At 68.7% G+C, this 21,479-nt stretch carries 18 protein-coding genes and 3 pseudogenes; 12 read left to right on the top strand and 9 right to left on the bottom strand.

From position 1 onward, the window contains the following. Window positions 1-469: 469 nt before the first annotated feature. The 5 genes and pseudogenes from FHR33_RS01720 to FHR33_RS53090 form a co-directional block, all read right to left on the bottom strand. Window positions 470-775, bottom strand: a complete 306-nt coding sequence (locus FHR33_RS01720; RefSeq protein ID WP_183642545.1) for a hypothetical protein — start codon at window positions 773-775, stop codon at window positions 470-472. 223 nt (window positions 776-998) lie between these two features. After that, window positions 999-1,283 carry a hypothetical protein gene (locus FHR33_RS01715; protein WP_183642542.1) on the bottom strand — a complete coding sequence of 95 codons (285 nt, stop codon included), beginning with the start codon at window positions 1,281-1,283 and terminating at the stop codon, window positions 999-1,001. A 4-nt stretch (window positions 1,284-1,287) separates the two neighbouring features. Continuing rightward, the gene (locus FHR33_RS01710) at window positions 1,288-2,115 is read right to left on the bottom strand and encodes a type IV secretory system conjugative DNA transfer family protein (protein ID WP_183642540.1); all 828 of its coding nucleotides are present in this window, start codon (window positions 2,113-2,115) and stop codon (window positions 1,288-1,290) included. Between the two features lie 180 nt (window positions 2,116-2,295). After that, entirely contained in the window at window positions 2,296-3,510 is a 1,215-nt protein-coding gene (locus tag FHR33_RS01705) for a putative type IV secretion/conjugal transfer ATPase (RefSeq protein ID WP_183660634.1), read from the bottom strand. A gap of 137 nt (window positions 3,511-3,647) precedes the next feature. After that, window positions 3,648-4,034: pseudogene (locus tag FHR33_RS53090) on the bottom strand (LAGLIDADG family homing endonuclease); the annotation flags it as partial. 243 nt (window positions 4,035-4,277) lie between these two features. Here FHR33_RS53090 and FHR33_RS49650 point away from each other — a divergent pair. The 6 genes and pseudogenes from FHR33_RS49650 (at window position 4,278) to FHR33_RS01670 (ending at window position 11,565) form a co-directional block, all read left to right on the top strand. Then, a complete protein-coding gene (locus tag FHR33_RS49650; protein ID WP_246451574.1) occupies window positions 4,278-5,606 on the top strand; it encodes an aminoglycoside phosphotransferase family protein in 1,329 nt (442 codons plus the stop codon). A gap of 38 nt (window positions 5,607-5,644) precedes the next feature. Further along, window positions 5,645-6,013: pseudogene (locus FHR33_RS52370) on the top strand (YdcF family protein); the annotation flags it as partial. 359 nt (window positions 6,014-6,372) lie between these two features. Beyond that, on the top strand, window positions 6,373-7,014 hold the full coding sequence (locus tag FHR33_RS01685; RefSeq protein ID WP_221240870.1) for a WbqC family protein: 642 nt from the start codon (window positions 6,373-6,375) through the stop codon (window positions 7,012-7,014). Window positions 7,015-7,661: 647 nt separating this feature from the next. Beyond that, window positions 7,662-8,609 carry an aldo/keto reductase gene (locus FHR33_RS01680; RefSeq protein WP_183642534.1) on the top strand — a complete coding sequence of 316 codons (948 nt, stop codon included), beginning with the start codon at window positions 7,662-7,664 and terminating at the stop codon, window positions 8,607-8,609. Window positions 8,610-9,091: 482 nt separating this feature from the next. Further along, window positions 9,092-10,543, top strand: coding sequence for an MFS transporter (locus FHR33_RS01675; protein ID WP_246451573.1), 1,452 nt, complete (start codon window positions 9,092-9,094; stop codon window positions 10,541-10,543). A gap of 311 nt (window positions 10,544-10,854) precedes the next feature. Beyond that, window positions 10,855-11,565 carry a cation:proton antiporter gene (locus FHR33_RS01670; protein WP_376773087.1) on the top strand — a complete coding sequence of 237 codons (711 nt, stop codon included), beginning with the start codon at window positions 10,855-10,857 and terminating at the stop codon, window positions 11,563-11,565. 60 nt (window positions 11,566-11,625) lie between these two features. Here FHR33_RS01670 and FHR33_RS53735 read toward each other — a convergent pair. The 3 genes and pseudogenes from FHR33_RS53735 to FHR33_RS01660 form a co-directional block, all read right to left on the bottom strand. After that, window positions 11,626-11,835: pseudogene (locus FHR33_RS53735) on the bottom strand (cation:proton antiporter regulatory subunit); the annotation flags it as partial. Beyond that, the gene (locus FHR33_RS01665; protein ID WP_246451571.1) at window positions 11,742-13,439 is read right to left on the bottom strand and encodes a potassium/proton antiporter; all 1,698 of its coding nucleotides are present in this window, start codon (window positions 13,437-13,439) and stop codon (window positions 11,742-11,744) included. The gene FHR33_RS01665 and the pseudogene FHR33_RS53735, both read right to left, overlap by 94 nt. A gap of 42 nt (window positions 13,440-13,481) precedes the next feature. Continuing rightward, entirely contained in the window at window positions 13,482-14,105 is a 624-nt protein-coding gene (locus FHR33_RS01660) for an SPFH domain-containing protein (protein ID WP_183642526.1), read from the bottom strand. 242 nt (window positions 14,106-14,347) lie between these two features. Here FHR33_RS01660 and FHR33_RS01655 point away from each other — a divergent pair, with 242 nt between their 5' ends. The 3 genes from FHR33_RS01655 to FHR33_RS01645 all read left to right on the top strand — a co-directional run bounded on the left by FHR33_RS01655 (window position 14,348) and on the right by FHR33_RS01645 (window position 17,425). Beyond that, window positions 14,348-15,385, top strand: coding sequence for a HAMP domain-containing sensor histidine kinase (locus FHR33_RS01655; protein WP_183642522.1), 1,038 nt, complete (start codon window positions 14,348-14,350; stop codon window positions 15,383-15,385). Window positions 15,386-15,390: 5 nt separating this feature from the next. Beyond that, entirely contained in the window at window positions 15,391-16,053 is a 663-nt protein-coding gene (locus FHR33_RS01650) for a response regulator (RefSeq protein WP_183642519.1), read from the top strand. 85 nt (window positions 16,054-16,138) lie between these two features. Further along, complete coding sequence (locus FHR33_RS01645) at window positions 16,139-17,425, top strand: ArsB/NhaD family transporter (protein ID WP_183642516.1); 1,287 nt, start codon at window positions 16,139-16,141, stop codon at window positions 17,423-17,425. Between the two features lie 443 nt (window positions 17,426-17,868). On the opposite strand, the gene FHR33_RS01640 is transcribed toward FHR33_RS01645, so the two are convergent. After that, window positions 17,869-18,021 carry a hypothetical protein gene (locus tag FHR33_RS01640; protein WP_183642513.1) on the bottom strand — a complete coding sequence of 51 codons (153 nt, stop codon included), beginning with the start codon at window positions 18,019-18,021 and terminating at the stop codon, window positions 17,869-17,871. A gap of 406 nt (window positions 18,022-18,427) precedes the next feature. On the opposite strand from FHR33_RS01640, the gene FHR33_RS01635 reads away from it, so the two are divergent. The 3 genes from FHR33_RS01635 (at window position 18,428) to FHR33_RS01625 (ending at window position 20,985) form a co-directional block, all read left to right on the top strand. Beyond that, window positions 18,428-19,456, top strand: coding sequence for a TerC/Alx family metal homeostasis membrane protein (locus FHR33_RS01635; RefSeq protein ID WP_183642508.1), 1,029 nt, complete (start codon window positions 18,428-18,430; stop codon window positions 19,454-19,456). Between the two features lie 152 nt (window positions 19,457-19,608). Then, window positions 19,609-19,974 carry a hypothetical protein gene (locus FHR33_RS01630; protein ID WP_183642494.1) on the top strand — a complete coding sequence of 122 codons (366 nt, stop codon included), beginning with the start codon at window positions 19,609-19,611 and terminating at the stop codon, window positions 19,972-19,974. A 441-nt stretch (window positions 19,975-20,415) separates the two neighbouring features. Next, on the top strand, window positions 20,416-20,985 hold the full coding sequence (locus tag FHR33_RS01625) for a dihydrofolate reductase family protein (protein ID WP_030925166.1): 570 nt from the start codon (window positions 20,416-20,418) through the stop codon (window positions 20,983-20,985). Window positions 20,986-21,479: the final 494 nt, after the last annotated feature.

Below are 21,479 nucleotides of genomic sequence, written 5' to 3'. Positions count from 1 at the left end.
CGCGTAGAGAAGGATCGCGTCGAGTTGAACTTCTGGGTTCGACGCCATACGAGCGAACTCGACGAGGACATTCAAGATGCGGTCTCTGAGATGGAAGCTCTCCTTTCTGGAGAGGGTCCTCTAATCGAGCCAAGAGTCCATGATGGGGCACCCGAGCCGACGACGCTGCGTTCGTACGGTCGGATGGTCTACTGGGCGAAGTAGTGAGCCCGGCTCGGTTCGGTCAGGAATTCTGGTAGAACCGAGCCGGGTTCGCCCGCCGTCCAAGTAATATCGGCCGCGAGCCCGGCCACGCGCTATGGCCGCAGCAGCGTCCACCACTCAGACCTCCCAGGAACTGCTGGCGACTGTGGATCGCTTCCAGACGAAGCTCGATCAGCTACGTACGTCTCTGGCACCGTAGTTCCGGGAGTACAGGGCCAACAAGTTACGGCAGATCGCCGGACCCCCTCCTGTCCGCGCTGACCTTTCAACGGGCTGAGCAGGACGGGGCGCGCAGGGCTTGCTCAAGTAGCCGCGCCGCCTGCCCGCACCGGATAAGCCGTTCCCGCTCCTGTTTGTAGGTGGCCAGCACGCTTTCGACAGCCTCGGGCGGGAGATGGGCTTTCAGTTCGAAGGAGGCGCGCCGGTAGCTGACGATCAGGGCGCGGTAGTCGTGCTGCAGATGCAGGATCGCCGCCCACGCCAGGGCGATGGGGTAGTCGGCGAGCACCTGGTGCTGCCGGTAGTCAGCGGGCATCTGGTCGTACAACCAGGCCAGGGCGTGTTCTCCCATCCGGGGACGCCCGGGGCAGGCACCTGTGCTGGCCAGCCGGGGTGCGGGGGACGGACGTGTAGCTCTGGCCGGGTACGGGTGCCACCTGGTCGATCGGCAGCCACTCCGACGGCGGGTCGCTCATGCATCCCATGCTAGCCGCTACTCGTGCACATGTTCGACTGGTCCGGTGGCTTCCCTGCCGGTCAGGCCGTCCACATGATCGGGCAGGTCCGACCCTGCCTCATGGCAGGGGTGAGCCAAGCACCGCCCCGGCGAGCGACTCCTCCGGCAGCGCGGGACGTTGCGCGGGCATCACCAGCTGAGAGGTGGCCCTCTCCAGTTCGGTGGCGCGCCGCTTGACGATCGTCAGCGTGGTGACCTCCCTGTCATCAGCCGACAGCATGGTCGACTCGCACGTCACCACGTCGTCGGGGCGGCACTTGGCGAAGACGATGTCGATGACCTGAACCGCGTGCCGATGCTGCTCGTCGCGGCGTTCCAGGACGGCCTGCAGCGCCTGCTGCACGCGATCACCGTAGCGCAGGAACGTCGGGTCGACATCCAGCCACCCAGTAGTTGCTCCGCTCGCTGGCCGAGAAGGCGCAGGCGATGAAGTGCCCGGACAACCTGCGGGCGCCTTCCACCGTGATCGCTTCGGCCAGCAGGTCCCACCACCAGTCCTGGTCGGCGTGGCAAATCTGCTGCGGGTCGAACACCCACAGGTGGCCGCGAGCGCTGCGGGGCGCCCAGGTGGTGGTGTAGGCGTCGGACTTGCGGCTGGTGAGCAGCACCGCGCCGGGCGCCCGGATCGCCATCGGCGCCACCAGCGCGGTGGTTTTGCCTGAGCGGGGAGCCATCAGCGCCAGGTAGACGTCTTCCCAGGAGCCGCGCAGTTCCACGCCGTTGTGCTCGCCGATCAGCATGCCAGCCTGGTCCGGCGGGATGTTCTTGGCGCCGGACAGCGACGGGCGCAGGCGGCGGGCGACCTTGGCCGCGCCGCGCGGGGTGAGGCCACGCAGATCGCGCAGCCCGGCCAGGCCCGGATTGCGGGAGAACCACCGATAGCCGGCGGTGACGACGGGTGCGGCGAGCGCCGTGGTAGCGCCGGAGGTGACGGCGATGCCGCTCCAGACCGCCAGCGGCGGCACTCCCGGCCAGTCCTGCTCGGTGCCGTCGGGTAACCGCAGAAGCAGCGTCAGGCTGAACGGCGGGGGCCGCCAGCCGGCGCCGGACACCAGGGCGCCGAGCGTGCCGCCGAGCCAGATCATGGCGACCAGCACGCCAGCTGCCGCGGTGACCGCGAGGATCAGCCAAGGCGCGACGTCGGCAGGGTCGTGGCCTCGCCCTTCCCCGCTCATCGAACCCACCGCGCCCGTGGCCCCTGGGGCGCTCTTCTCGGAGATGGCGGCACATGGGTGCGGCGTCGTGGGGCGTTCACGAGCGTCCTCGCCGCATGGCCGCATCGGTGTCGTACAGCCGGTGCTCAGCCGCGGTCAGCTGCAGCCGCGCCGGGATGCCGACCCGCTGCCCGATCTTGATCAATACTTGCCGCGGCCGGGATGCATCGCCGCGGCGGCGTCCAGGCCAGAAGAGGTCGGCGAGGCCCAGGAGGCCACCAGCGAGATCTCCGAGGCTGTCAGCGGCTTCTGCTCAGAGACGCGGGCCAGCTCACTCACCGGCATGGCGGCCAGGATCAGGGTGTCGCAGCGCTCCATCAGCCCGCGCGCTTTGGCCCGGTCCTCCTCGGTCGGCAGCGCCTCGAGGTCCTGCAGCGAGTGGGTAATCATCAGAGAGATTTCGCCCTTGGATCGATTGAGCCTGGTGATGCCATCCATCGCGGCGACCATGCCTGGCCCCGCACGAAGCGCCCGCCACAGCTCATCCAGCGGCAACACCACCTGCTTGTCCAGCAGCCCGAACGCGCGTGCGGTGTCGACCGAGGCGTAGGAGTAGGCCCAGGTGGCCAGCAGCCCAGCGGCCACCACCTGGTCACCGGCCGACAGGATCGGCGACAGATCGATCGCCACCGCGGGCTGGGACAGATCCAGCGGCGCGGTCGTCGGCCGGTCGAACAACCCGGACAGCGGGCCGTCACACAGGTTCTCCATCGCAGCGATCACCGGGCGGACGGTGGCCAGATAGGTGCTCTCGTCGCGGGTGATGAGGCGATCACGCAACGCCTGCGGGCTTCCGCGCAGCACGGCGATCACATCTGGGATCGTCGGGTCGACACCGGCGGGCTGGGCGTCGGCGGCGAGCTGGACCGCGGTGTTGATCGCGGTGCTCTCCTCAGCGCCGGGGCGGCGGGTCAAGCCGTGCGGGGTGGCCAGCAATGCGTGCAGCAGCTCGCCGCGACGGCCGTTGACCTCGGCCAGCATCCGTTCCCGCTCGCTGGCGCCCAGGCTGGGCAGGTGGCGGCCGAGCGGGCCGGAGTCGAGGGGGTTGATGGCGTCCAGACCGCGGCCGATGCGGACGACCTGCCCGCCGAGCGCGCGCACCAGCTCGGCGTATTCCCCCTTGACGTCGCCGGGCACGACGAGCTTGTAGCCGTAGGCGACCAGGCCCAGGCACAGCCGCTTAGCGATCGCGGAGTTGTGAGTCGGGATGAACGACGTGCCCGCCAGGAACAGCCCGGTGGGATTGGCGACTTGAATGCACCGCCGCACGGGACGGGAGTCGACCGGCTCGACGGCCACGATGTAGCGGCTGCGCGTGCGCGCGTTCGTCCAGGACTTGGCGGCCGGCTGGCGCATGCGTTCTTGATGCAGCAGGTGCTTGCGAGTGAGCCGGAAGACCTGGGTGGCGGTCGTGAAGGAGACAGTCCATTTGGGCCGCAGTCGCGATCACCTAGGCGAGCTCGGCCTTGAGCCATGGCCGGTCGCAGCCCAAGAGAACAGATCAGGTCGTGTACGCCGTTCGCGAGGTCCTTGTTCGTCGTGGTGAACTGGACCTGCCCAGCAGGGCTGACGGTGCCGTCGGTATCCAGGAGACCGGCCAAGAGCGCACGTCGCTGGTCGAGGCCGGCACGAAGGTAGGCGGTAGGGATGTGCTTGTTTCCGTGCACTCCCAACGCCTTGAGTTGACCGCTGAAGGTGGCCAGCCGCCAGCACGCCCGGCACCGCTCCCCTGTCGAGCTGCGCGCGAGCAGGACCTGGCACTCGGCGCACCGGCGAGGTGCTGCGGCACGGTGAGTGCCGGACTTGACGGCCTCGCCAAGGCACTGTCGCGAGCAGTATCTCTGTCGGCGATGGCTCGGGGGAAAGTCCCCCTCGCACATGGCGCACACGAGGACCGCCGGGATGTCGACACCGTCAGCACATCGACGGATGCTGTAGGCATAAGTCCCTGACAGCTTGCGCACCACGTAGCCCGCAGCTTCCAGGTACGTCACGATCTCCGCATCTGCGGTGGCGATCCGCGCCGCCGCGGTATCGCCATCGCCCAGCCACGCGCCTAAGATATACGGGTCTATCAGGAGGCGAGCAGGAGGTAGACGCAGCGCGCCGCAGACGGGCACAGCATGATTGCTCTTCCCGCCAGCTGTCAGGGTCGCACCAATCTGCGCCGTGGTGATCGGGGTCTGGACGGCCGGACGCTGATCTTGTACCAGCGCGGTCAGATGCTCGTAGATCCGGTCGAGTACAAGCTTGCGGTCCAGCAGGCGGGCCTTTCCTCGCGGCTCGCCGACAGCGGGCAGATCGACCGTCCAGCGATACAGCCGTTCCTTGTCCCATCCGCGGCCGGTATCGGCCCAGCCCAGTTCACGAGCCAGCGAGGCGATTGTCACAGTGCTGCCGGGAGTGGTCGCCGCGACGGCCTGGGCCACAGCGGCCAGCTCGGCGAGGGTGCCGAGCGGGCGTCGCTGACGAGGCGCGCGTGCCTCGGCCATGAGCCGCTGCCGGTCAGCGGCCTCTTCCACCCGCGACATGCGCCAGCTGCGGTAGTCTCCGTGGCCTTCCTCCCTCCCAGGAGGGCGAACTGGAGGATCTTCCTCCAGCGGGGGGACGGAAGGGCGAAACGAGCGATGACGGCTGACCGATTCAGTACGCACAACCTCGAGCTCGGCGACGACGTCGTGACCAAGCGATACACCTCCTGGGATCGAGGAGAACCCCACCGGGAATGGGCGGCACTGACCCTCCTCGCAGAACACGTTCCCGGCCTTGCGCCCACGCCCGTCCGAGCCGAACTCGAAGCCTGTCCTCCTACGATCGTGATGACCAGGCTGCCCGGCCGCGTCCTGCGCGGTGAGCACATCACCGACGAGCAGGTTGGCGCGATGGCCGCCGCGCTGAACCGGCTGCACCAGCAGATCCCCGCCCGCGTAATCGAGGAGGTCGAGCCCGCCGCGTGGCACCCTGCGGCCGCCGTAAACAAAGTCCGCGCCTGGGCCGACAAACAACCCGACCTTGGCGACGACCCTGTGGTGCGGCAGGCGTTCCAAGCGGGCGCCGCCTGGCTGGCCTCCTCCGTTCCGGACGAACTCACCGTGAACCCGCTGCCGCCCATCCTCGGCTTGGCTGACGGAAACCACGCCAACTACCTGTGGGACGAGCGTGAGCGTCAGGTGCGGCTCATCGACTGGGAAGACTCCGGCCGCAGTGATCGCGCCTTCGAACTCGGCGAGGTAGCCGAGCACATCTCCCGCGTCGATGGCGTTCTAGACGTAGAGCGGCTACTGGCCTATATCGACCTGACCCAGCAGGAAGCCGAACGCGTACGGGAGTTTCGCCGCCTGTTTGCGCTGGGGTGGTTCCTCATGCTCGGCCCTGACGGGCCAGCCACACCCCATAACCCAGTAGGCACCTTGGAACGCCAGGCCGAACGAGTTTTGCACCTGTTCAGCTGATCGTCGCAGCCGTCACCTCGGCCTTTTGTCTATCCCTGATGAGCCATCTGCGTTCGGAGACTGGCATCGTATGCCCAGCGCTCCCACATCAGATGCCCCACCCGGTGCGGCGCTGTGACGCGGCGATCGGACTGGGCAGCCACGACCTCGGCGTCGCCGACGTCGCCTCCGACCTCTACCACGCCGGCCTCTTCCCCACGCTGGTCTTCTCTGGCGCCACCAGCCCGACTACTGCGGCGCGGTTCCCGCGCGGGGAGGCGGTGCACTACCGTGAGCGCGCCCTGAAGCGTGGCGTGCCCGACGAAGCGATCCTGCTGGAGACCCGCGCCGGCAACACCGGCCAGAACGTGACGCTGTCGCGGCAGGTGCTGGCCGAGGCAGGGGTTGAACCGCGGAGCGTGCTGCTGATCTCCAAGCCGTACATGGAGCGCCGGGCGTACGCCACGGCCCGCCAGGTGTGGCCCGAGGTAGAGGTCGTGTGCGCGTCTGAGCCGCTGGAGTTCGACGACTACATCAAGGCGATCGGTGACGACAAGCTGGTCGTGGACATGCTCGTCGGGGACCTCCAGCGGGTGATCGAGTATCCGAAGCTCGGATTCGCCATCGAGCAGGACGTTCCAGGAGATGTGTATGACGCAAAGAGTCTCTTCTCCGCGCCGGGTTCGACAGCCGCCTCCTCGGCTCCTGAGGCCTTACTGGCGGGCGCGCGGCGGGTTGCCATCCATCAGCCCAACCTGTTCCCGCGGCTGACCACCCTGGCCAAGCTGTGGGCTGCGGACTGCTGGGTCGTGCTGGACAACGTGCAGTTCGCCCGCGGGACTACCAGCATCGCGCCCGCCTGGCTGCCCTTCCCGATCCCGGCGTGCGGCAGTGGCTGTCGCTGGCCACGCACCTGCCCGAAGGCCGCCAGACGCTCATCCGGGACGCGCGGCTCGCCGACCCCGCACGCTGCCAGCGGCGAGTCGGGCAGCTGCTCCAGCAGCTCTACGGCCGCCGCCACTGGCCGTTGTTCCAGGAGCGTCTGGGTCCGCTGCTGTCACTGTTCGACACCACCGACCGCCTCTCCGTCATCTCGGAGTCGTCCACGCTGCTCATGCTGAGGCTGCTGGGCTGGCGAGGGCAGGTGGTGTCCGGCAGCGATCTCCCGGCGCGGTCTGGCCGGTCACTTCGGTTCGTTGATCTGGCCGAGGCGTGCGGCGCGCGCACGTACCTGTGCGGGACCGGCGGCATGCGGTATCTGAGCGTCGACGGGTTCACGCAGCAAGCGATCAAGGTCACCGCCTTCCGCACCCCCAGCAGCGGGGCCTGGGCATCAGCACGCGAGGTGAGCGCGGTGCGGGCCCTGATGGCGCTCGGGCCTGTGGCGCTCGTGCAGGAGCTGTCTGCGGTGGCGGCTGCTCAGTCGTGACGGGGCAGGAGCCGGGAGGCCGCACCCCACCGATGCGGTCCTCCCGGACGGCCGCGACGTGGCAGGCGACAGCGCGCTCGGCGGGCCATCTGGCCGAGCGCGCCCAGCAGGCGGCCGGGCAGCGCGCCCGGCGCCGCAGACCGGTTCAGGCCACGGAGGCCGGCAGCCGACGGCCGGCTGAGTCCGCGCCGTATCGTAGGGCCGGTCCCGGCGCTGCTGGTCGGGGATCGGCCTTCCTCGGATGCCCGCTCGCGTGTTCCTCTGCCGCTCACCTCCGGCTCCCGCGGCCTGGCGTCCGCTGCGGCCGGGGTCACGGCGCCCGCACCCGGTAACGCCAGAATCCGCTCTGATCCTCCCCGAAGGCCAGAGCATGCCTCCTTCCACAAGGCCGCCCGCTCGGGGATGACGCACGACGAGGCGGACATCGAATACCCCCGCCCAGGTAGAGCTGTTCCACCGGCTGCGCCCCTGATGGCGGCCGCCGCTATGAACTCACCGTCGATGTCTTGCGACGTACGGCACCGCGCTGGAGCAGGTGCCGGCCGTGATCGAGCCGCCGGGATGCTCATGTCCCACGATCGCAGGGTTGACCTTGAGTGCGCTCCAGCTGCCAGACTCCTGCCCGTCCTGACGAAGGGGAGCACGACATGGCACAGGTGAACTTCGCCCTCGGGGCGATGCGCTTCGGCAGCCAGGTGGACGAACAGACCGCTTTCGACTTGCTGGATCGGTTCGTCGACGCGGGCGGCACACTGATCGACACGGCGAACTGCTATGCGTTCTGGTCCGACCCCAACGGCGCGGGCGGGCACAGCGAGCGGCTGATCGGCACATGGCTGGCCAGACGTCCCGGCGTTCGCGACCGCGTACGACTCAGCACCAAGGCGGGCGCCCAACCGGTCGGCGGCGGCGAGTGGCCGGCCAATCGAGAGGGACTGTCAGCCCCAGCGATCAAGACAGCGGTCGAAGGCAGCCTTCGCCGCCTGGGCACTGATCACATCGACCTGTTCTGGACCCATATGGAAGATCGGTCGGTGCCGCTGGAGGAGACCGGACACGCACTGGCGTTGCTCGTGGAGTCCGGCGCGGTGAACCGTCTCGGCGCCTCCAATCACGCCCTCTGGCGCGTGGAGCGCGCTCGCCTCGTCGCCCAGGCCAACGGCTGGCCCAGCTACACCGCCTTGCAGCTACGCCACTCCTATCTCAGACCGCGCCCCGGCGCCGCCGTTGCTGATCAAAGTCACCGATTCGGCTGGGTGACCGACGAGGTCATCGACTACGTTGGCTCGGAGCGCGAGCTCACCCTATGGGCCTATACCCCGCTGCTCAACGGCGCCTACACCCGCGACGACCGCCCCCTGGCCGAGGCTTATGACCATCCGGGGACGGCCCGCCGGCTGACCGTGCTGACCGAGGTGGCCGACGAAGTCGGCGTCACCCGCAACCGGATCGTGCTCGCCTGGCTGACCGGGGGCGTCCCGGCGGTGACACCGATCGTTGGCGTCAGCAGCGTGGCTCAGCTGGAGGAAGCCCTGGCCGGCGCCGCCTTGGTACTCCCCGGAGAACTGCGCGCGCGGCTGGACGCAGTCGCCTGAGCGTTTGATCAGCAACGGGCTGATCGCCCCGCTCTGAGGGCTTTCTTCGTCGGTCGGGGCGAAGTTCCGTTTTCGATCACTCCGGCCTTCAGCCATTGCCCGATCTGTTTCCTGGCGGGACCGTGCCGAGTACGTCTATTTAGAAGCCGGGTGTGATCGCTTTGATCGAGCGCGGACTGCAGGTCTGCCTGCAGGACGCGCGCGCAGCACCAGGGCGAGGACGTGGTGTCGATCCCCGGCACCCGGCGGCAGCGCTACCTGGAGGAGAACCTCGCTGCCCTGGACATCACTGTCCGCCGACGACCTGGCCGCCATCGAGGCCGCCGCCCCGCCCGAGCAGATCGCGGGCACCCGCTACGACGCGAACAGCCTCACCTTCGTCAACGGCTGAGCCCACTGTGATCCGCCGCGTCCGAACCCGCCCCGGCGGACTGCTCTGGTCCGCACCCACCCCCATCGGCCCTCAGGGAGGAACCATCATGATGAGCGAACGTGTTCTGCCGCGGCGTGAGCCGATCACCACGCCGATCATGGCGGCCGAGCCACGTCCGGTGCGGGCCTGGAGCATCACTGTGATGCTGCTCGGTGTCCTTCTCATCTCTTATCTGGACAAGGCGATCCTCGGGCTCGTCGCCCAGCCGGCCATGGCCGACCTCGAGCTCTCGGCAGCCGAGTTCGGCGCCGTCAGCAGCGCCGCGGGCCTGCTCAGTCCGCTCTCGGTACTGCTGTACTCCCTGGTAGCAGACCGGCTGCCGGTCAAAGTGACCCTCTTCACCGTTGTCGTCATCTGGTCGTTGCTCCAGTTGCCGATCGTCTTCGCCGCCTCGGGCGCGCTGCTCCTGGCGACGCGTTCCATGCTCGGCGCGACCGAGGGCCCCGCTGCACCGGCGGCGTACGCCACCGCCTACACCTGGTGGCCGAACCAGCGGCGCGGCTTCCCCACGGCATTGCTCACGACCGGAGCGTCCTTCGGCAAACTGCTCTTCGCCCCGCCCTTGGCCGTCGTCATCGCCGTCTTCGGCTGGGAGGCCGGATTCCTGGCCGTCGCCCTCCTGGGCTTCGCCTGGAGTATGGGCTGGCTGTTGATCGGGCGAGAGGGGCCGCATGGCCGGGCGACGTCCGCGACCGAGACCGTCGCGTCGCGTGCACCCCTTCGTTCCATCCTGCTGACGGGCACCTTCGCCGGCTTCGTGGCCGCATACACCGCGGTGGCGATGCTCGCGATCGTCGTCCTCACATGGCTGCCGTCCTACTTCCAGGTGAGCCTGGGCTTCTCCGCGGTGACCGCGGGCTCGCTGTTCGGCGTCCCGAGCATCACCGCCATGGTGTTCCTGTACGGGTACGGCGCATGGAGCGACCGGATGCTCAGGAAAGGGACGTCGGCCCGCCGCGCCCGCGGCCTGTCCGGCGGTGTGCTGCTAGCGCTGGGCGGCGCCCTTCTCGCCGCCCTGCCCCTCGCCTCGGGGCCAGTGGCGCCTTTCGCCCTGCTGATGCTGGGCTACGGACTGGCCATCAGCATCAGCGCCGTGCTCAATCCTGCTCTCGTGCAGATAACGCCCCCCGGGCAGCAAAGAAGCGTGCTGTCGGCCGGATTGGCCGCGGCGGGTCTCCTGGCCGCGGCCGGGCCATTGATCACCGGTCACATCCTCGACATGGCCCGGGCGGCGGGCACCCTCGCCCAGGGTTACGCCATCGTGTTCATGCTGGCCGGCGGTATGGCCATCGTGGGAGGAGTGTTGTTCGCCGTGTTGGTCGACCCCGAGCGCGACGCGGCGAAGGTCGAGGCGGCCAGGGCCGGCGGCACCGGCATAGTGCGCGATCAGCGCGATGTACGGGACAGGCGCGCCTCGAGGGTGCGTTGCCCTGCGGGCGCGTTCCCCGGAGGTCCGCAGGCACACCCGGTTTTGGTCGGCGCTCGTCTGAGCTACCGGTGAAAAACGAGCCGGCGTCCCTCATCGGCGTGTTGAGCCTTCTGGAGGAGGGCTCCCACGTAGCAGCTGGTCGCCGAGTAGGACGGCGCTGGAACCGACGGTCAGTAGCCCGCCGGTGAGGAGGGTGCCCCGTACATTGGCGAGCGGTAGGACCACGAGCGGGCTCGGCGGAACGTGGTGACGGTGGAAGCGTCGTCACGGGGAAGGCCACGACAGCGGGCCTCGGCCTCGTTCGGACCAGGTGACGACCGGATCGCGCGGCAGCGCACCCACTGTCAGATCTGGGGTGGATCGGTAACCGGGAGACTCCGGTGGTGTTGTCGCTGCTGGTCTTCGAAGACCTGACCATGGCGATCTACCTGCCGGTGCTCACCGCGCTGCTGGCCGGGCTGAGTTTCGTGGGCGGCGCGGTGACGGTGGCCATCGCGCTGGCCACCGTCAGCATGGTCCGGTTGGTGGCACTGCGTTATGGCCGCTTCATCGAGGCGTTCGTGCGCAGCCCCAACTCCGAGGTGCTGCTGCTAAAAGTCGTCGGGCTGGCGCTGCTGGTGGCCGGGATCGCGCAGCAGCTGCAGGTATCGGCGGCGGTCGGCGCGTTCTTGGTCGGCATCGCCCCGTCGGGCGAGCTGGCCGAGGAGGCGCAGGCGTTGCTGGCGCCGCTGCGGGACCTGTTCGCCGCGGTGTCCTTCGTCTTCTTCGGCTTGCAGACCGATCCCACCAAGATTTTGCCGGTTGCCGGGCTGGCCGCGCTGCTGGCCCTGGTCAGTATGGTCACCAAGCTGCTCACCGGCTTCTACGCGGCCCGTCGGGCCGGGATCGCCCGTGCCGGTCAGGCGCGTGCGGGTATCGCGCTCATCCCGCGAGGCGAGTTCAACATCGTGATCGCCGGGTTGGCGGTGGCCGCCGGCGCTCATCCGGATCTTGGGCCGCTTGCCGCGGCTTATGTGCTGATCTTGGCCGCGTTCGGTCCGCTGGCCGCTCGCCTGGTCCAACCGCTGATCACGGCGATCGCCAAACGCGCCTGAACCGCCGATCGCACCGGCGGGCGCCCGCCCGCCCCAGCGGCATCGCGTGTCCGGGGCGGGCTAGGGCAAGGTTTTGGTGAGTTCAGCCAGGCGCTGTTCTACGGCGGCCAGTCGTTCGGTGAGGGGCCGGCTGTGCAGCAGGTCAGCGAGCTTGTCGGCTTCCTGCTGCTCGAGTTCTACGGTGTGCGCCGGAGTGTCGGGGTCATCTCGGCTGTAGAGCAGCAGGGTGCGCCGGCCGGTGTCGGCGACGATAACGCCGAGGTGGTCTCCTTGCCGGGTGTCGCAGTGGTGGACGCTGCCGCCGGTCGGGATGCTGGTGTGCGTGATGTCCACAGCGCGGTGTCTTCTCTCGTCGTAGTCGTGTGGCGGGGATCCGAATCGGGGTGGCCGTGTTCGCCGTGCCAGTGCGCCAGGCGGCCACGGCGTCCGACGGCGCGCAGCCGTCGTTCGACCCGCGCACGGGTGGCAGCGGTGGTGACGATGAGCACGTCGTCGCCTTCCCGCAGGCGGGTGTCGGGTTCGGGGACGATGGTGTCACCGTCCCTGATGAGCAAAGTGACCGTCGAAGGCGCCGGCAGCCGTAGCTCGAAGATCTCCACGCCATGCAGGCGCGAGCCTGGCGGGATGGTCAGGGTGAGCAGGTCGGCGTTCAGGACGTCGAGCGGTGCGGCCTCGATGTCGATGTCTTTGGTCTGGCCGGGCTGGGTGACGTGCAGCAGCCGGGCGACGGCCGGCAGGGTCGGTCCCTGGATGAGGGTGAAGATGACGACCAGGACGAAGACGATGTTCAGCAACTGCTGACTGCCGGGCACCGCGGCCACGATGGGAAAGGTGGCCAAGACGATGGGCACCGCGCCACGCAGGCCGGCCCAGGAGATGAATGCCTGTTCCCGCCAGCCGATCCGGAAGGGGATCAGGCAGGCCGCGACCGAAGCGGGTCTGGCCAGCAGAAGCAGCACCAGGCCGACGACTACGGCGGGAACCAGCGCGGCGAGGAGTTCACTGGGGCTGACCAGCAGGCCGAGCATGACGAACAGGCCGATCTGGGCCAGCCAGCCGACGCCGTCGGCGAAGGAGCGGGTGGCCGCCCGGTGCGGCAGGACGGCGTTGCCGAGCACGATGCCGGCCAGGTAAGCAGCCATGAAGCCGGAAGCGCCTGCGTAACCGGCTGCGGCGAAGGCGATGACGCCCAGGCCGAGGGTGGCCAGCGGGTACAGGCCGGTGGCGGGCAGCGCGACGTAGCGCAGCGCGGCGGTGCCGGCCCAGCCGATCAGCAGCCCGATAGCGGTCCCGGCCGCGAGCTGGTAGGTGATCTGGGCGGCGATGGCGGCCGGATCGGGCAGGTCGGCGGTGGCGGTGCTGAACACCAGCACCAAGATGATGGTGGGGGCGTCGTTGAAACCGGACTCGGCCTCCACCATCCCCGCCATACGCCGGGGCAGCGGCAGCGCCCGCAGGACGGCGAAGACCGCGGCCGCGTCGGTCGAGGAGACGATCGCTCCCAGCAGCAGCGCCAGCTGCCAGTTCATGCCCAGTAGCAGGTGCGCCCCGGCCGCGGTGAGCAGGACGCTGACCGCCACACCGACGGTGGCCAGCAAGGCAGACGGCAGCAGAAGCCGGCGAAGGTCGGCCCACCGGGTGCTCAGGCCGCCCTCGATGAGGATGATGGCCAGTGCCGAGGTGCCCAGCGTCTGCGCCAGTTGGGCGTCGTCGAAGTCGATCCCGAGGACGTCCTCGCCGAGCAGCACGCCGACCGCTAGGAACAGCAGCAGGCTGGGCAGGCCGAGCCTGCTGGCTGTGCGCGCCGCGGCGATGCTGGCCAGCAGCACGATCCCGCCGGCCAGCAACACCCCGTACAGCTGCTGCAGGCTCATGGCGATACCTCGATGACCTCGATAGCTCGGTGAGAACGTCCCTTATCCACGCGGATGTTTCTCCCGCCGCCGGACCCCTGTCCTGCCCTGGGCCCAGGCGATCAGCTCGCCCCTGAGCGGGACCTGAATATCGGCGACGTCGAGGAGGGTGACCTGGACTCCCCATCGGCTGGCCGAGTCGTTGATCCGATCGGCCATCTCGGCGCAGTGGTAAGTGACCATGGCGGGAAGATCGGCCAGATTCCGTTGGGCGATCTGCCGCCTCAGCACCCCCTCGGCGACAACGGTGGTGGCCGTCAGCGGCCCGTCCATCGTCATCGCGAAGCGGACGGGATCAACCACCGCGGCCACAGCGGTCGCCTTGACCCGCACGGTCACGCCGTCCCGGGTGACCGTCTCGGCGCAGAACAGGTCCAGGCACACCAGCCGAAGCGATACCCGCACCTCGCGCTCCAAGCCAGGCCACACCACCACAAGCCCAGGACCCCGCACCCCGGCCACGCGGCCCAGCCTGCGCACGACCAGCCGCTCATCGTCGCCGACGACGCCAAGCGCCCACGCGATGATCACCACAATGGGCAGGACGCCCAGCAGCACCCACACCGCAGGCTCGGCCAGGGCGGGCGCCATGGGGATGGAGGCCATGTGATCGCCCGATGCGAGCATGTGCCCTCCTCCCATGTCGCCTTCACCCGTCCGACGCGCGAGCCTCTTCATCGCCCAGCGCCGCTCAGGCTCCCCGTCTGGCCAGTCTGGTAGGACAGCCGGCCGCGCCGCCATCGGGGCCAGCACCCATTCCCGCGGGTGGGCACCCTGTAGGTCGCCGCAGGTAGGCGCATGTCCGCGAGTGAGGCGATGGGGTGTGTCACCGATGGACAGAGGCCGGCCGCGGTGGTGAGGCTGGAGGCATGAGCGGGCTAGCCGGCAGACGTCCTCAGGCATCACCACGCGCGGACCGGAGGCCGCGCTCCCCGGCCTCGGCGTTGTTCTGGCGCCTGTTCCTGATCAACGGGCTGGTCTTCACCTTCGGGCTGACCATACTGGCGCTGTCGCCGGCCACGGTGTCCTCGCCGGTTCTGCTGACGGAGCTGCCGATCCTCGCCGTCGGCCTGGCGGTGATGCTCACCGCCAACGCGGTGCTGCTGCGCACCAGCCTGGCCCCGCTCGGCGCGCTGACCGCCCTCATGGAGCGGGTTGACCTGCTGCGTTCCAGCGACCGCATCGCTCACAGCGGCAACGGCGACCTGGGGACGCTGATCGCGACGTTCAACGCCATGCTGGACCGGTTGGAGGCCGAACGCAGCGCCAGCACCGCCCATGCCCTGGCCGCCCAGGAGGCCGAGCGGCAGCGCATCGCCCGCGAGCTGCACGACGAGATCGGCCAAAGCCTCACCGTGGTCCTGCTGGGACTCAAACGCGCCGTGGACCGCGCGCCGCAAGACCTGCGCGAAGAGCTGCACACCGTCGCTGAGACCGTCCGCGCCAGCCTGGATGAAGTCCGGCAGGTCGCCCGCCGGCTACGGCCCGGCGTGCTGGAGGACCTGGGGCTCATCAGCGCCATGAACGCCCTGGCCAGCGACTTCTCCGCGGTAAGCGGCGTGCCGGTGACCCGGCTGCTGGACCCACGTCTGCCACAGGTGAGCGGCGACACCGAGCTGGTGATCTACCGCATCGCGCAGGAATGCCTGACCAACGTCGCCCGGCACGCCCGCGCCTCACAGGTGGAGCTGTCGCTGCGCGCCGGGACCGGAGCCGTGGTGCTGCACATCATCGACGACGGACGCGGCGGCCCGATCCACGAGGGCGCCGGCGTCCGCGGCATGCGCGAACGCGCCATGCTCATCGGCGCCGACCTCACCATCGACAGCGCCCCTTCCACGGGCACCGACGTGCGCCTGACCATCCCCCTCACCCCCACTGCACCCATCGCCAACGGACGAAAGTGATCAGCATGCACCCGCAGCCGACCCGGATCCTGCTCGCCGACGATCACGCTCTGGTACGCCACGGGCTGCGGCTCATCCTGGACGCCGAACCCGATCTGACCGTCGTGGCCGAGGCAGGCGACGGCGCCGAGGCCGTCGACCTCGCCACCCGCGCCGACGCCGCGATCGACCTGGCCATCCTCGACATCGCCATGCCCCGGATGACCGGCATCCAGGCCGCCCGCGAGATCTCGCGGCGCGCGCCCGGCATCCGCCTGCTGATGCTGTCGATGTACGACAACGAGCAATACTTCTTCGAATCGCTCAAGGCCGGCGCCAGCGGCTACGTGCTCAAATCGGTCGCCGACCGCGACCTGCTGGAAGCCTGCCGCGCGGCCATGCGCGGCGAGCCGTTCCTCTACCCCGGAGCGGTCACCGCCCTCATCCGCGACTACCTGCAACGCCACCAGCACGGCGAGCCAGTCCCCGACACCCTGCTCACCTCACGCGAAGAGGAGATCGTCAAACTCATCGCCGAAGGCCACTCCTCCAAAGACATCGCCGACATCCTGGTCATCAGCGTCAAAACCGTCGAACGGCACCGCGCCAACATCCTGGCCAAACTCGGCCTGCGCGACCGGCTGGAACTGACCCGCCATGCCATCCGCGCGGGCCTGGTCGAACCATGACCCCGCCCGACAGCGACCAGACCCTCGCAGCCAGCCCCTCACAGCCGATCCCGGCCGGGAACTTGTCCGACAAGGTGAACCCGCCATGACGGTCGCCGCCCTGGCGGTGGTGGTATTCCTCGGCGCCTATGCGCTGATCGCCACCGAGAAGATCCCCCGGGTCACCGCCGCCCTCGGCGGAGCCGGCATCATGCTGGCCATCCACGCCACCGACGCCCAGGCGGCGTTCTTCTCCGAGCAATCCGGCATCGACTGGAACGTCATCTTCCTCCTCCTCGGCATGATGATCATCGTCGGGGTGCTCAAGCAGACCGGCATCTTCGAGTACCTGGCGATCTGGGCGGCCAAACGCGCCAAAGGCCGGCCGTTCGCCCTGATGGTGCTGCTGGTCGTCATCACGGCGCTGGCCTCGGCGCTGCTGGACAACGTCACCACCGTGCTGCTGATCGCCCCGGTGACCTTCCTGGTATGCGAACGGCTGGCACTACCGGTCGCGCCCTATCTGATCGCCGAGGCGATGGCCTCCAACATCGGCGGCACCGCCACCCTGGTCGGCGACCCGCCCAACATCATCATCGCCAGCCGCAGCGGGCTGACCTTCAACGACTTCCTCCTCCACCTGGCCCCGCTCGTCGTCGTGCTGCTGGCTGTCTTCATCGGGCTGTGCCGGATCCTGTTCCGCAAGTCCTTCCGCTATGACCCGGACCGCGCCGCCGACGTCCTGCAGTTGGACGAACGGGAGGCGATCAGCGATCGGCAGCTGCTCGCCCAGAGCCTGGCCGTGCTCGTCCTGGTGATGACGGCGTTCGTGCTGCACCCGGTGCTGCACTACGAGCCGTCAGTGGTCGCGCTGCTGGGCGCCGGCGTGCTGGTCGCCGCCACCAAGGTGCGGACCCAGGACGCCATCGCCGAGGTCGAATGGCCGACCCTGGTGTTCTTCGCCGGGCTGTTCGTCATGGTCGGCGCACTGGTGAAGACCGGCGTCATCGGGCAGATCTCACAAGCCGCCACCGAGACGACCCAAGGCAGGCTCGCCCTGACCACCATGGGCCTGCTGTGGGCCTCGGCCGGGATCTCGGCCATCGTCGACAACATCCCCTACGTGGCCACCATGAGCCCTATCGTCGCCGACCTCGTCCAGGCGAACGGTGGCGAGCAGGCGCAGGTGCTGTGGTGGGCGCTGGCGCTCGGCGCCGACCTTGGCGGCAACGCCACCGCCGTCGGCGCCGCGGCCAACGTCGTCGTCCTGGGCATCGCCGCCCGCAACCGCACCCCGATCAGTTTCTGGCAGTTCACCAAGTACGGCCTGATCGTCACCGTCGTCACCATCGCCATAGCCACGCCCTACCTGTGGCTGCGCTATCTCATGTGAGCGGTTCCGGCCTGGCATCGGATTTCGGCAGCGCAATGGAGCGGAGTCGATCCGTGCTCGTCAGCGCCGCCGCGCCGTCTCGGGCACGTCGCCCGTCGAGGACGGCCGGGCGTGGCCGTGGCGCGGCTGACGAGGTATCGAGGATCCGCAGGACGAGATCGTCTGCATCCTGTCGCGCGGCCGAGGTACCAAGGCGCTGACATTAAATCCGCGCCCCCACTGACATCTTCTCCGCGTCCAACAACGCGCTTGAGCGCGTCCTCCACGGGGAGCCGATCGGCGCGGTAGGGATCGGCTCGAGCTGACCCGCTACGCGATCCGTACCGGCCTCGTCGAACCCTGAGATAGAAGAATCGACGGGTTGCGCTGTCACTGACGCACCATGTGGCGAGCGCTGCCCAAGACCTGTCGCTCCAGCCAGTGGCACCTACGCCGCGTGATCCTCAGACCCTGTCGTCGGGAAACTGTGTCCAGGAGCCGTTGCGGCGGTGTCGATCTGCGTGTGATCGCGGTGGTCCGACCCACAGGGCGGCGGCGCTGATGAGCGCGGCCAGCAGCAGCAGGATGCCGGTGAGGATCTCGGTGATGATGGACATGTGAGCCTTCCCTTCGTCTCGCCACGACCATGCGGTCATGGGGACGAAGGTCTTCCCGCGCCCTCCGCGACGGGCGGGTGGGCCACCCCGCCGGGCCCTTGGCAGGGGCCGTGGTGACGATCGGGGTGTCGATCGGCTAAGCGATCGGCGGGTACTCCCCTTCGTGTGCTTCCACTATCCGCCCAGTCCAGAATGGCGGTCAATGGCCATGAGCGGCCGCTGCGGGCCTCCCGTTAGCGATGAGGGGGTGGAGGTGCTCGAGCAGGTGGCCTAGCCTGAAAGGCGAGGGGAGTACTTCCCAAGCGCCGGCCCCGGTCAGTACGGACCTCAGGCAGCGTCCCCGGACGGCCGCCCGCGGTGCGGGTGAAGGAGACCTCGAACACGCTCGGCTGTTCGAGGAGGCCCCATGCCAGCCCAGACGGCTTACATCACGGCGTCACTCGAAACGATCGGTTCGCCGCAGTTGTGGACCATCACGGTGGCCGCTTTGGCGGTGCTGCTGGCCGCCGACTTCATGCTGACGCGACGCCCGCACCATGTGCGGATGGGTGAGGCGCTGGGATGGTCGATCTTCTACCTGGCGCTGCCACTGGCCTTCGGCGCCTTCGTGTGGCAGGCGTTCGGCTCCGCGACAGCGGTCGAGTTCTTCACCGGTTACATGGTGGAGAAGTCGCTGTCGGTGGACAACCTGTTCGTGTTCATGCTGCTGCTGTCGGCGTTCGCGGTCCCGGACGCGCTGGCCCAACGCGTACTGCTGTACGGCATCGTCGGCGCCCTGGTGCTACGGGCAATCTTCATCGCGCTCGGCGCGGCCGCCCTACAGAGCGGCACCTGGGCGTTCCTGCTGTTCGGCGCCATCCTGATCGTCACCGCCGGGAAACTCGTCAAGGACGCGCTGGCCGGCCAGGAGCAGCAGGTCGACATCTCCGCCATGCGCACCATCCGGCTGCTGCGGCGCTTCATGCCGGTCACCGACGACTACCGCGGCCCCCGCCTCATCGTCCGCGAGCGAGGCCGCCGCGCCCTGACGCCGCTGGCGCTGGCGATCGTGGCCGTCTTCGCCACCGACATCGTCTTCGCCGTCGATTCGGTGCCCGCCGTGTATGGCGTGACCGAAGACCCGTTCCTGGTCTTCGCCACCAACGCCTTCGCGCTTCTGGGCCTGCGGGCGCTGTACTTCGTGCTGATCGGCGCGCTGACCAAGCTGCGCCACCTCAACCACGGGCTCGCCGTGATCTTGGCGTTCATCGGCGTCAAACTCGTCCTGCACTGGGCGCACGGCATCTGGCCGCAGATGCCGGAGATTCCCACCCTGGCCTCACTCGGGGTGATCGTCGCGGTCCTGGTCGCCGTCACGCTCACAAGCGTGCACGCCAACCGGCGCGACCGTCGGCGCACGGCCATTGTCGAGCGGCAGAAGGCGAAGGGGCCCTGAACAGGTGCATGGTTCTGGAAGGGAAGAGTTTCGGGCCGCCAGAGCGCTTTGCGCCTATGGCTGTGACCTGCCGGGCTATTCGGCGGGTGGGGAGATGCTTTTGGACACGCTCTTCTGAGCCTGATGCCCTCACACTCGGTTACTGACACGACGTGTCGCAAAGCACTGTCATTCTCCTGACGTCCAACATGGTAGTCGGCGGCGCTGTGGATGGCCTGCTGCTGGGCACGGCTGAGCAGGTCCAGGCGCGGGCGCAGGAGGTAGGTCTGGGGCGGGATGCGCTCGATCGCATGCGGCCCGGCGAGCTCGGGGTGGGCGCGGGCGTGATCGAGGGCGGCGTAGACGCGCTGCAGGCTCCATTGCAGGGCAGTGGCGATGTCGTCGATGAGGAGCGGGACGGCGGCGTGCGCGAGGGCGGCCAGCAGAGCTTGGGCGTCGTCGGCGAGCTCGCCGCTCTGCTGGCGGGGCATGTGCGGTTCGAGGTCGCGCGGGTGTCTCAGGACGGAGTCGAGGTCTGAGATGAGGTCGGCCGGGTGCATGTCGAGGCGGCGGGCGAGCTCGATGATGGTCTTGATGGGGAGCTGGTCAAGGTATTCGAGCTGCATGGTGTGCAGCAGGTGGGGGGTGGATGCCGAGCAGGTCGCCCAGTTCCCAGATGGTCAGTGCGCCGGTCTGGAGCCGGATTTGGAAGAGGTGATGGTCCACGTCACTCTCCATGCCGTCCTCGCGCGTCATCTCTGCCCGGCCGGTCACCAGTCGGGGCCTTGGTAGGCGCTGGGGTGTTCGACATCCGGCAGGCCGGTGGGGTCGAGCAGGTGCACGGTCAGGCAGCGTTCGGTGAGCCAGCCCTGAATGCGGTGGACCAGGCCGCGGTCGGCGCCGATGAGAAATGGCGCCGACAGTCGTCTAAGTAGACGTCCGGTGAAAACGCGCTGCGCGCATCAAGGGAGAGCAACGAGATGAGACCACTTCGATACTCGATCAACGTCACGCTCGACGGCTGCTGCCATCACGAGGCAGGGCTCCCCCCGGACGAGGAGTCGATGCGTTACTGGACCGCTGAGATGGAGCGAGCCGATGCCCTGCTATTCGGCCGGGTGACCTACGAGATGATGGAGTCGGCGTGGCGGAAGCCGGCCACGGACACGTGGCCTGACTGGATGGATGAGTGGCAGATCCCGTTCGCCGAGACCATCGACCGGGCGAAGAAGTACGTTGTGTCGAGCACGCTGAGCGCGGTCGATTGGAATGCCGAGCTGGTGCGAGGCGACTTCGGGCAAGCGGTTCAGCGGCTCAAGCAGGAGTCAGGCGAGGGCCTGTGGGTGGGTGGCGTGACGCTCCCCCTGGCGTTGGCAGATCTGGGACTGATCGACGAGTACGAGTTCCTTGTGCAGCCGGTCCTTGCCGGACACGGGCCGACGTTGCTCGCCGGTCTGCGCGAGCGCATCCAGCTCGAGCCCGTGGACCGCCGTGAGTTCCGGTCGGGGGCGGTCGCCCTGCGATACCGGCCCACGCGAGTTACGGCTTGACGTGATTTATCCTGGCACGTTGGCCGCTCCCTCGCGACGGAACGACGGCTCGGAGTCGCGTTGGCCGCGCTGGCAGTGCCCCCGAACGCGCGGACATATCGACGGGGGACATCGCCCCGAGGTGCCGGTAGCGGACAGGGCAAACGTTGCGAATCGCCGTATACAGCTCGACCTTGGTCGCCGATATGCGCATGGGGCCCCAAACGGGAGAAGCACACCGACTCTCCCACCGCAAGAACCCCTACTGCCGTCAAAACTCGGCGACATCACCCCTCACCACACGAAGCCGCCTTCCCTGTCCCAGCAACAAACGCCTCCGCAACTCACGTACATAGCCAGGCGGCGGGTTCTCGGTGCTGCGGTTGGCCACGCTGCTGGACCAGCCGGTACTCGCGGGGGTCCGGCCTCCCTACCGGCCGGTCTGGCATTGCGGGTTGCACCTGCATCCCGCCGATCCGCTGCTGAGCGATGGGCAGTGGGTGCAGATCGCCACC

The sequence above is a fragment of the Nonomuraea dietziae genome, assembly GCF_014195505.1.
Lineage (GTDB): Bacteria > Actinomycetota > Actinomycetes > Streptosporangiales > Streptosporangiaceae > Nonomuraea > Nonomuraea roseola.
Note: the sequence above shows the minus strand (reverse complement) of the source record. Positions and strands in the feature narration are given on the sequence as shown.

Coding starts and splice junctions, on each gene's coding strand:
- FHR33_RS01720 (WP_183642545.1), bottom strand. CDS start 775: ATGGGAGAACACGCCCTGGCCTGGTTGTACGACCAGATGCCCGCTGAC.
- FHR33_RS01710 (WP_183642540.1), bottom strand. CDS start 2,115: ATGAGCGGGGAAGGGCGAGGCCACGACCCTGCCGACGTCGCGCCTTGG.
- FHR33_RS01705 (WP_183660634.1), bottom strand. CDS start 3,510: ATGCGCCAGCCGGCCGCCAAGTCCTGGACGAACGCGCGCACGCGCAGC.
- FHR33_RS49650 (WP_246451574.1), top strand. CDS start 4,278: ATGATTGCTCTTCCCGCCAGCTGTCAGGGTCGCACCAATCTGCGCCGT.
- FHR33_RS01680 (WP_183642534.1), top strand. CDS start 7,662: ATGGCACAGGTGAACTTCGCCCTCGGGGCGATGCGCTTCGGCAGCCAG.
- FHR33_RS01675 (WP_246451573.1), top strand. CDS start 9,092: ATGAGCGAACGTGTTCTGCCGCGGCGTGAGCCGATCACCACGCCGATC.
- FHR33_RS01665 (WP_246451571.1), bottom strand. CDS start 13,439: ATGAGCCTGCAGCAGCTGTACGGGGTGTTGCTGGCCGGCGGGATCGTG.
- FHR33_RS01660 (WP_183642526.1), bottom strand. CDS start 14,105: ATGCTCGCATCGGGCGATCACATGGCCTCCATCCCCATGGCGCCCGCC.
- FHR33_RS01655 (WP_183642522.1), top strand. CDS start 14,348: ATGAGCGGGCTAGCCGGCAGACGTCCTCAGGCATCACCACGCGCGGAC.
- FHR33_RS01650 (WP_183642519.1), top strand. CDS start 15,391: ATGCACCCGCAGCCGACCCGGATCCTGCTCGCCGACGATCACGCTCTG.
- FHR33_RS01645 (WP_183642516.1), top strand. CDS start 16,139: ATGACGGTCGCCGCCCTGGCGGTGGTGGTATTCCTCGGCGCCTATGCG.
- FHR33_RS01640 (WP_183642513.1), bottom strand. CDS start 18,021: ATGTCCATCATCACCGAGATCCTCACCGGCATCCTGCTGCTGCTGGCC.
- FHR33_RS01635 (WP_183642508.1), top strand. CDS start 18,428: ATGCCAGCCCAGACGGCTTACATCACGGCGTCACTCGAAACGATCGGT.
- FHR33_RS01625 (WP_030925166.1), top strand. CDS start 20,416: ATGAGACCACTTCGATACTCGATCAACGTCACGCTCGACGGCTGCTGC.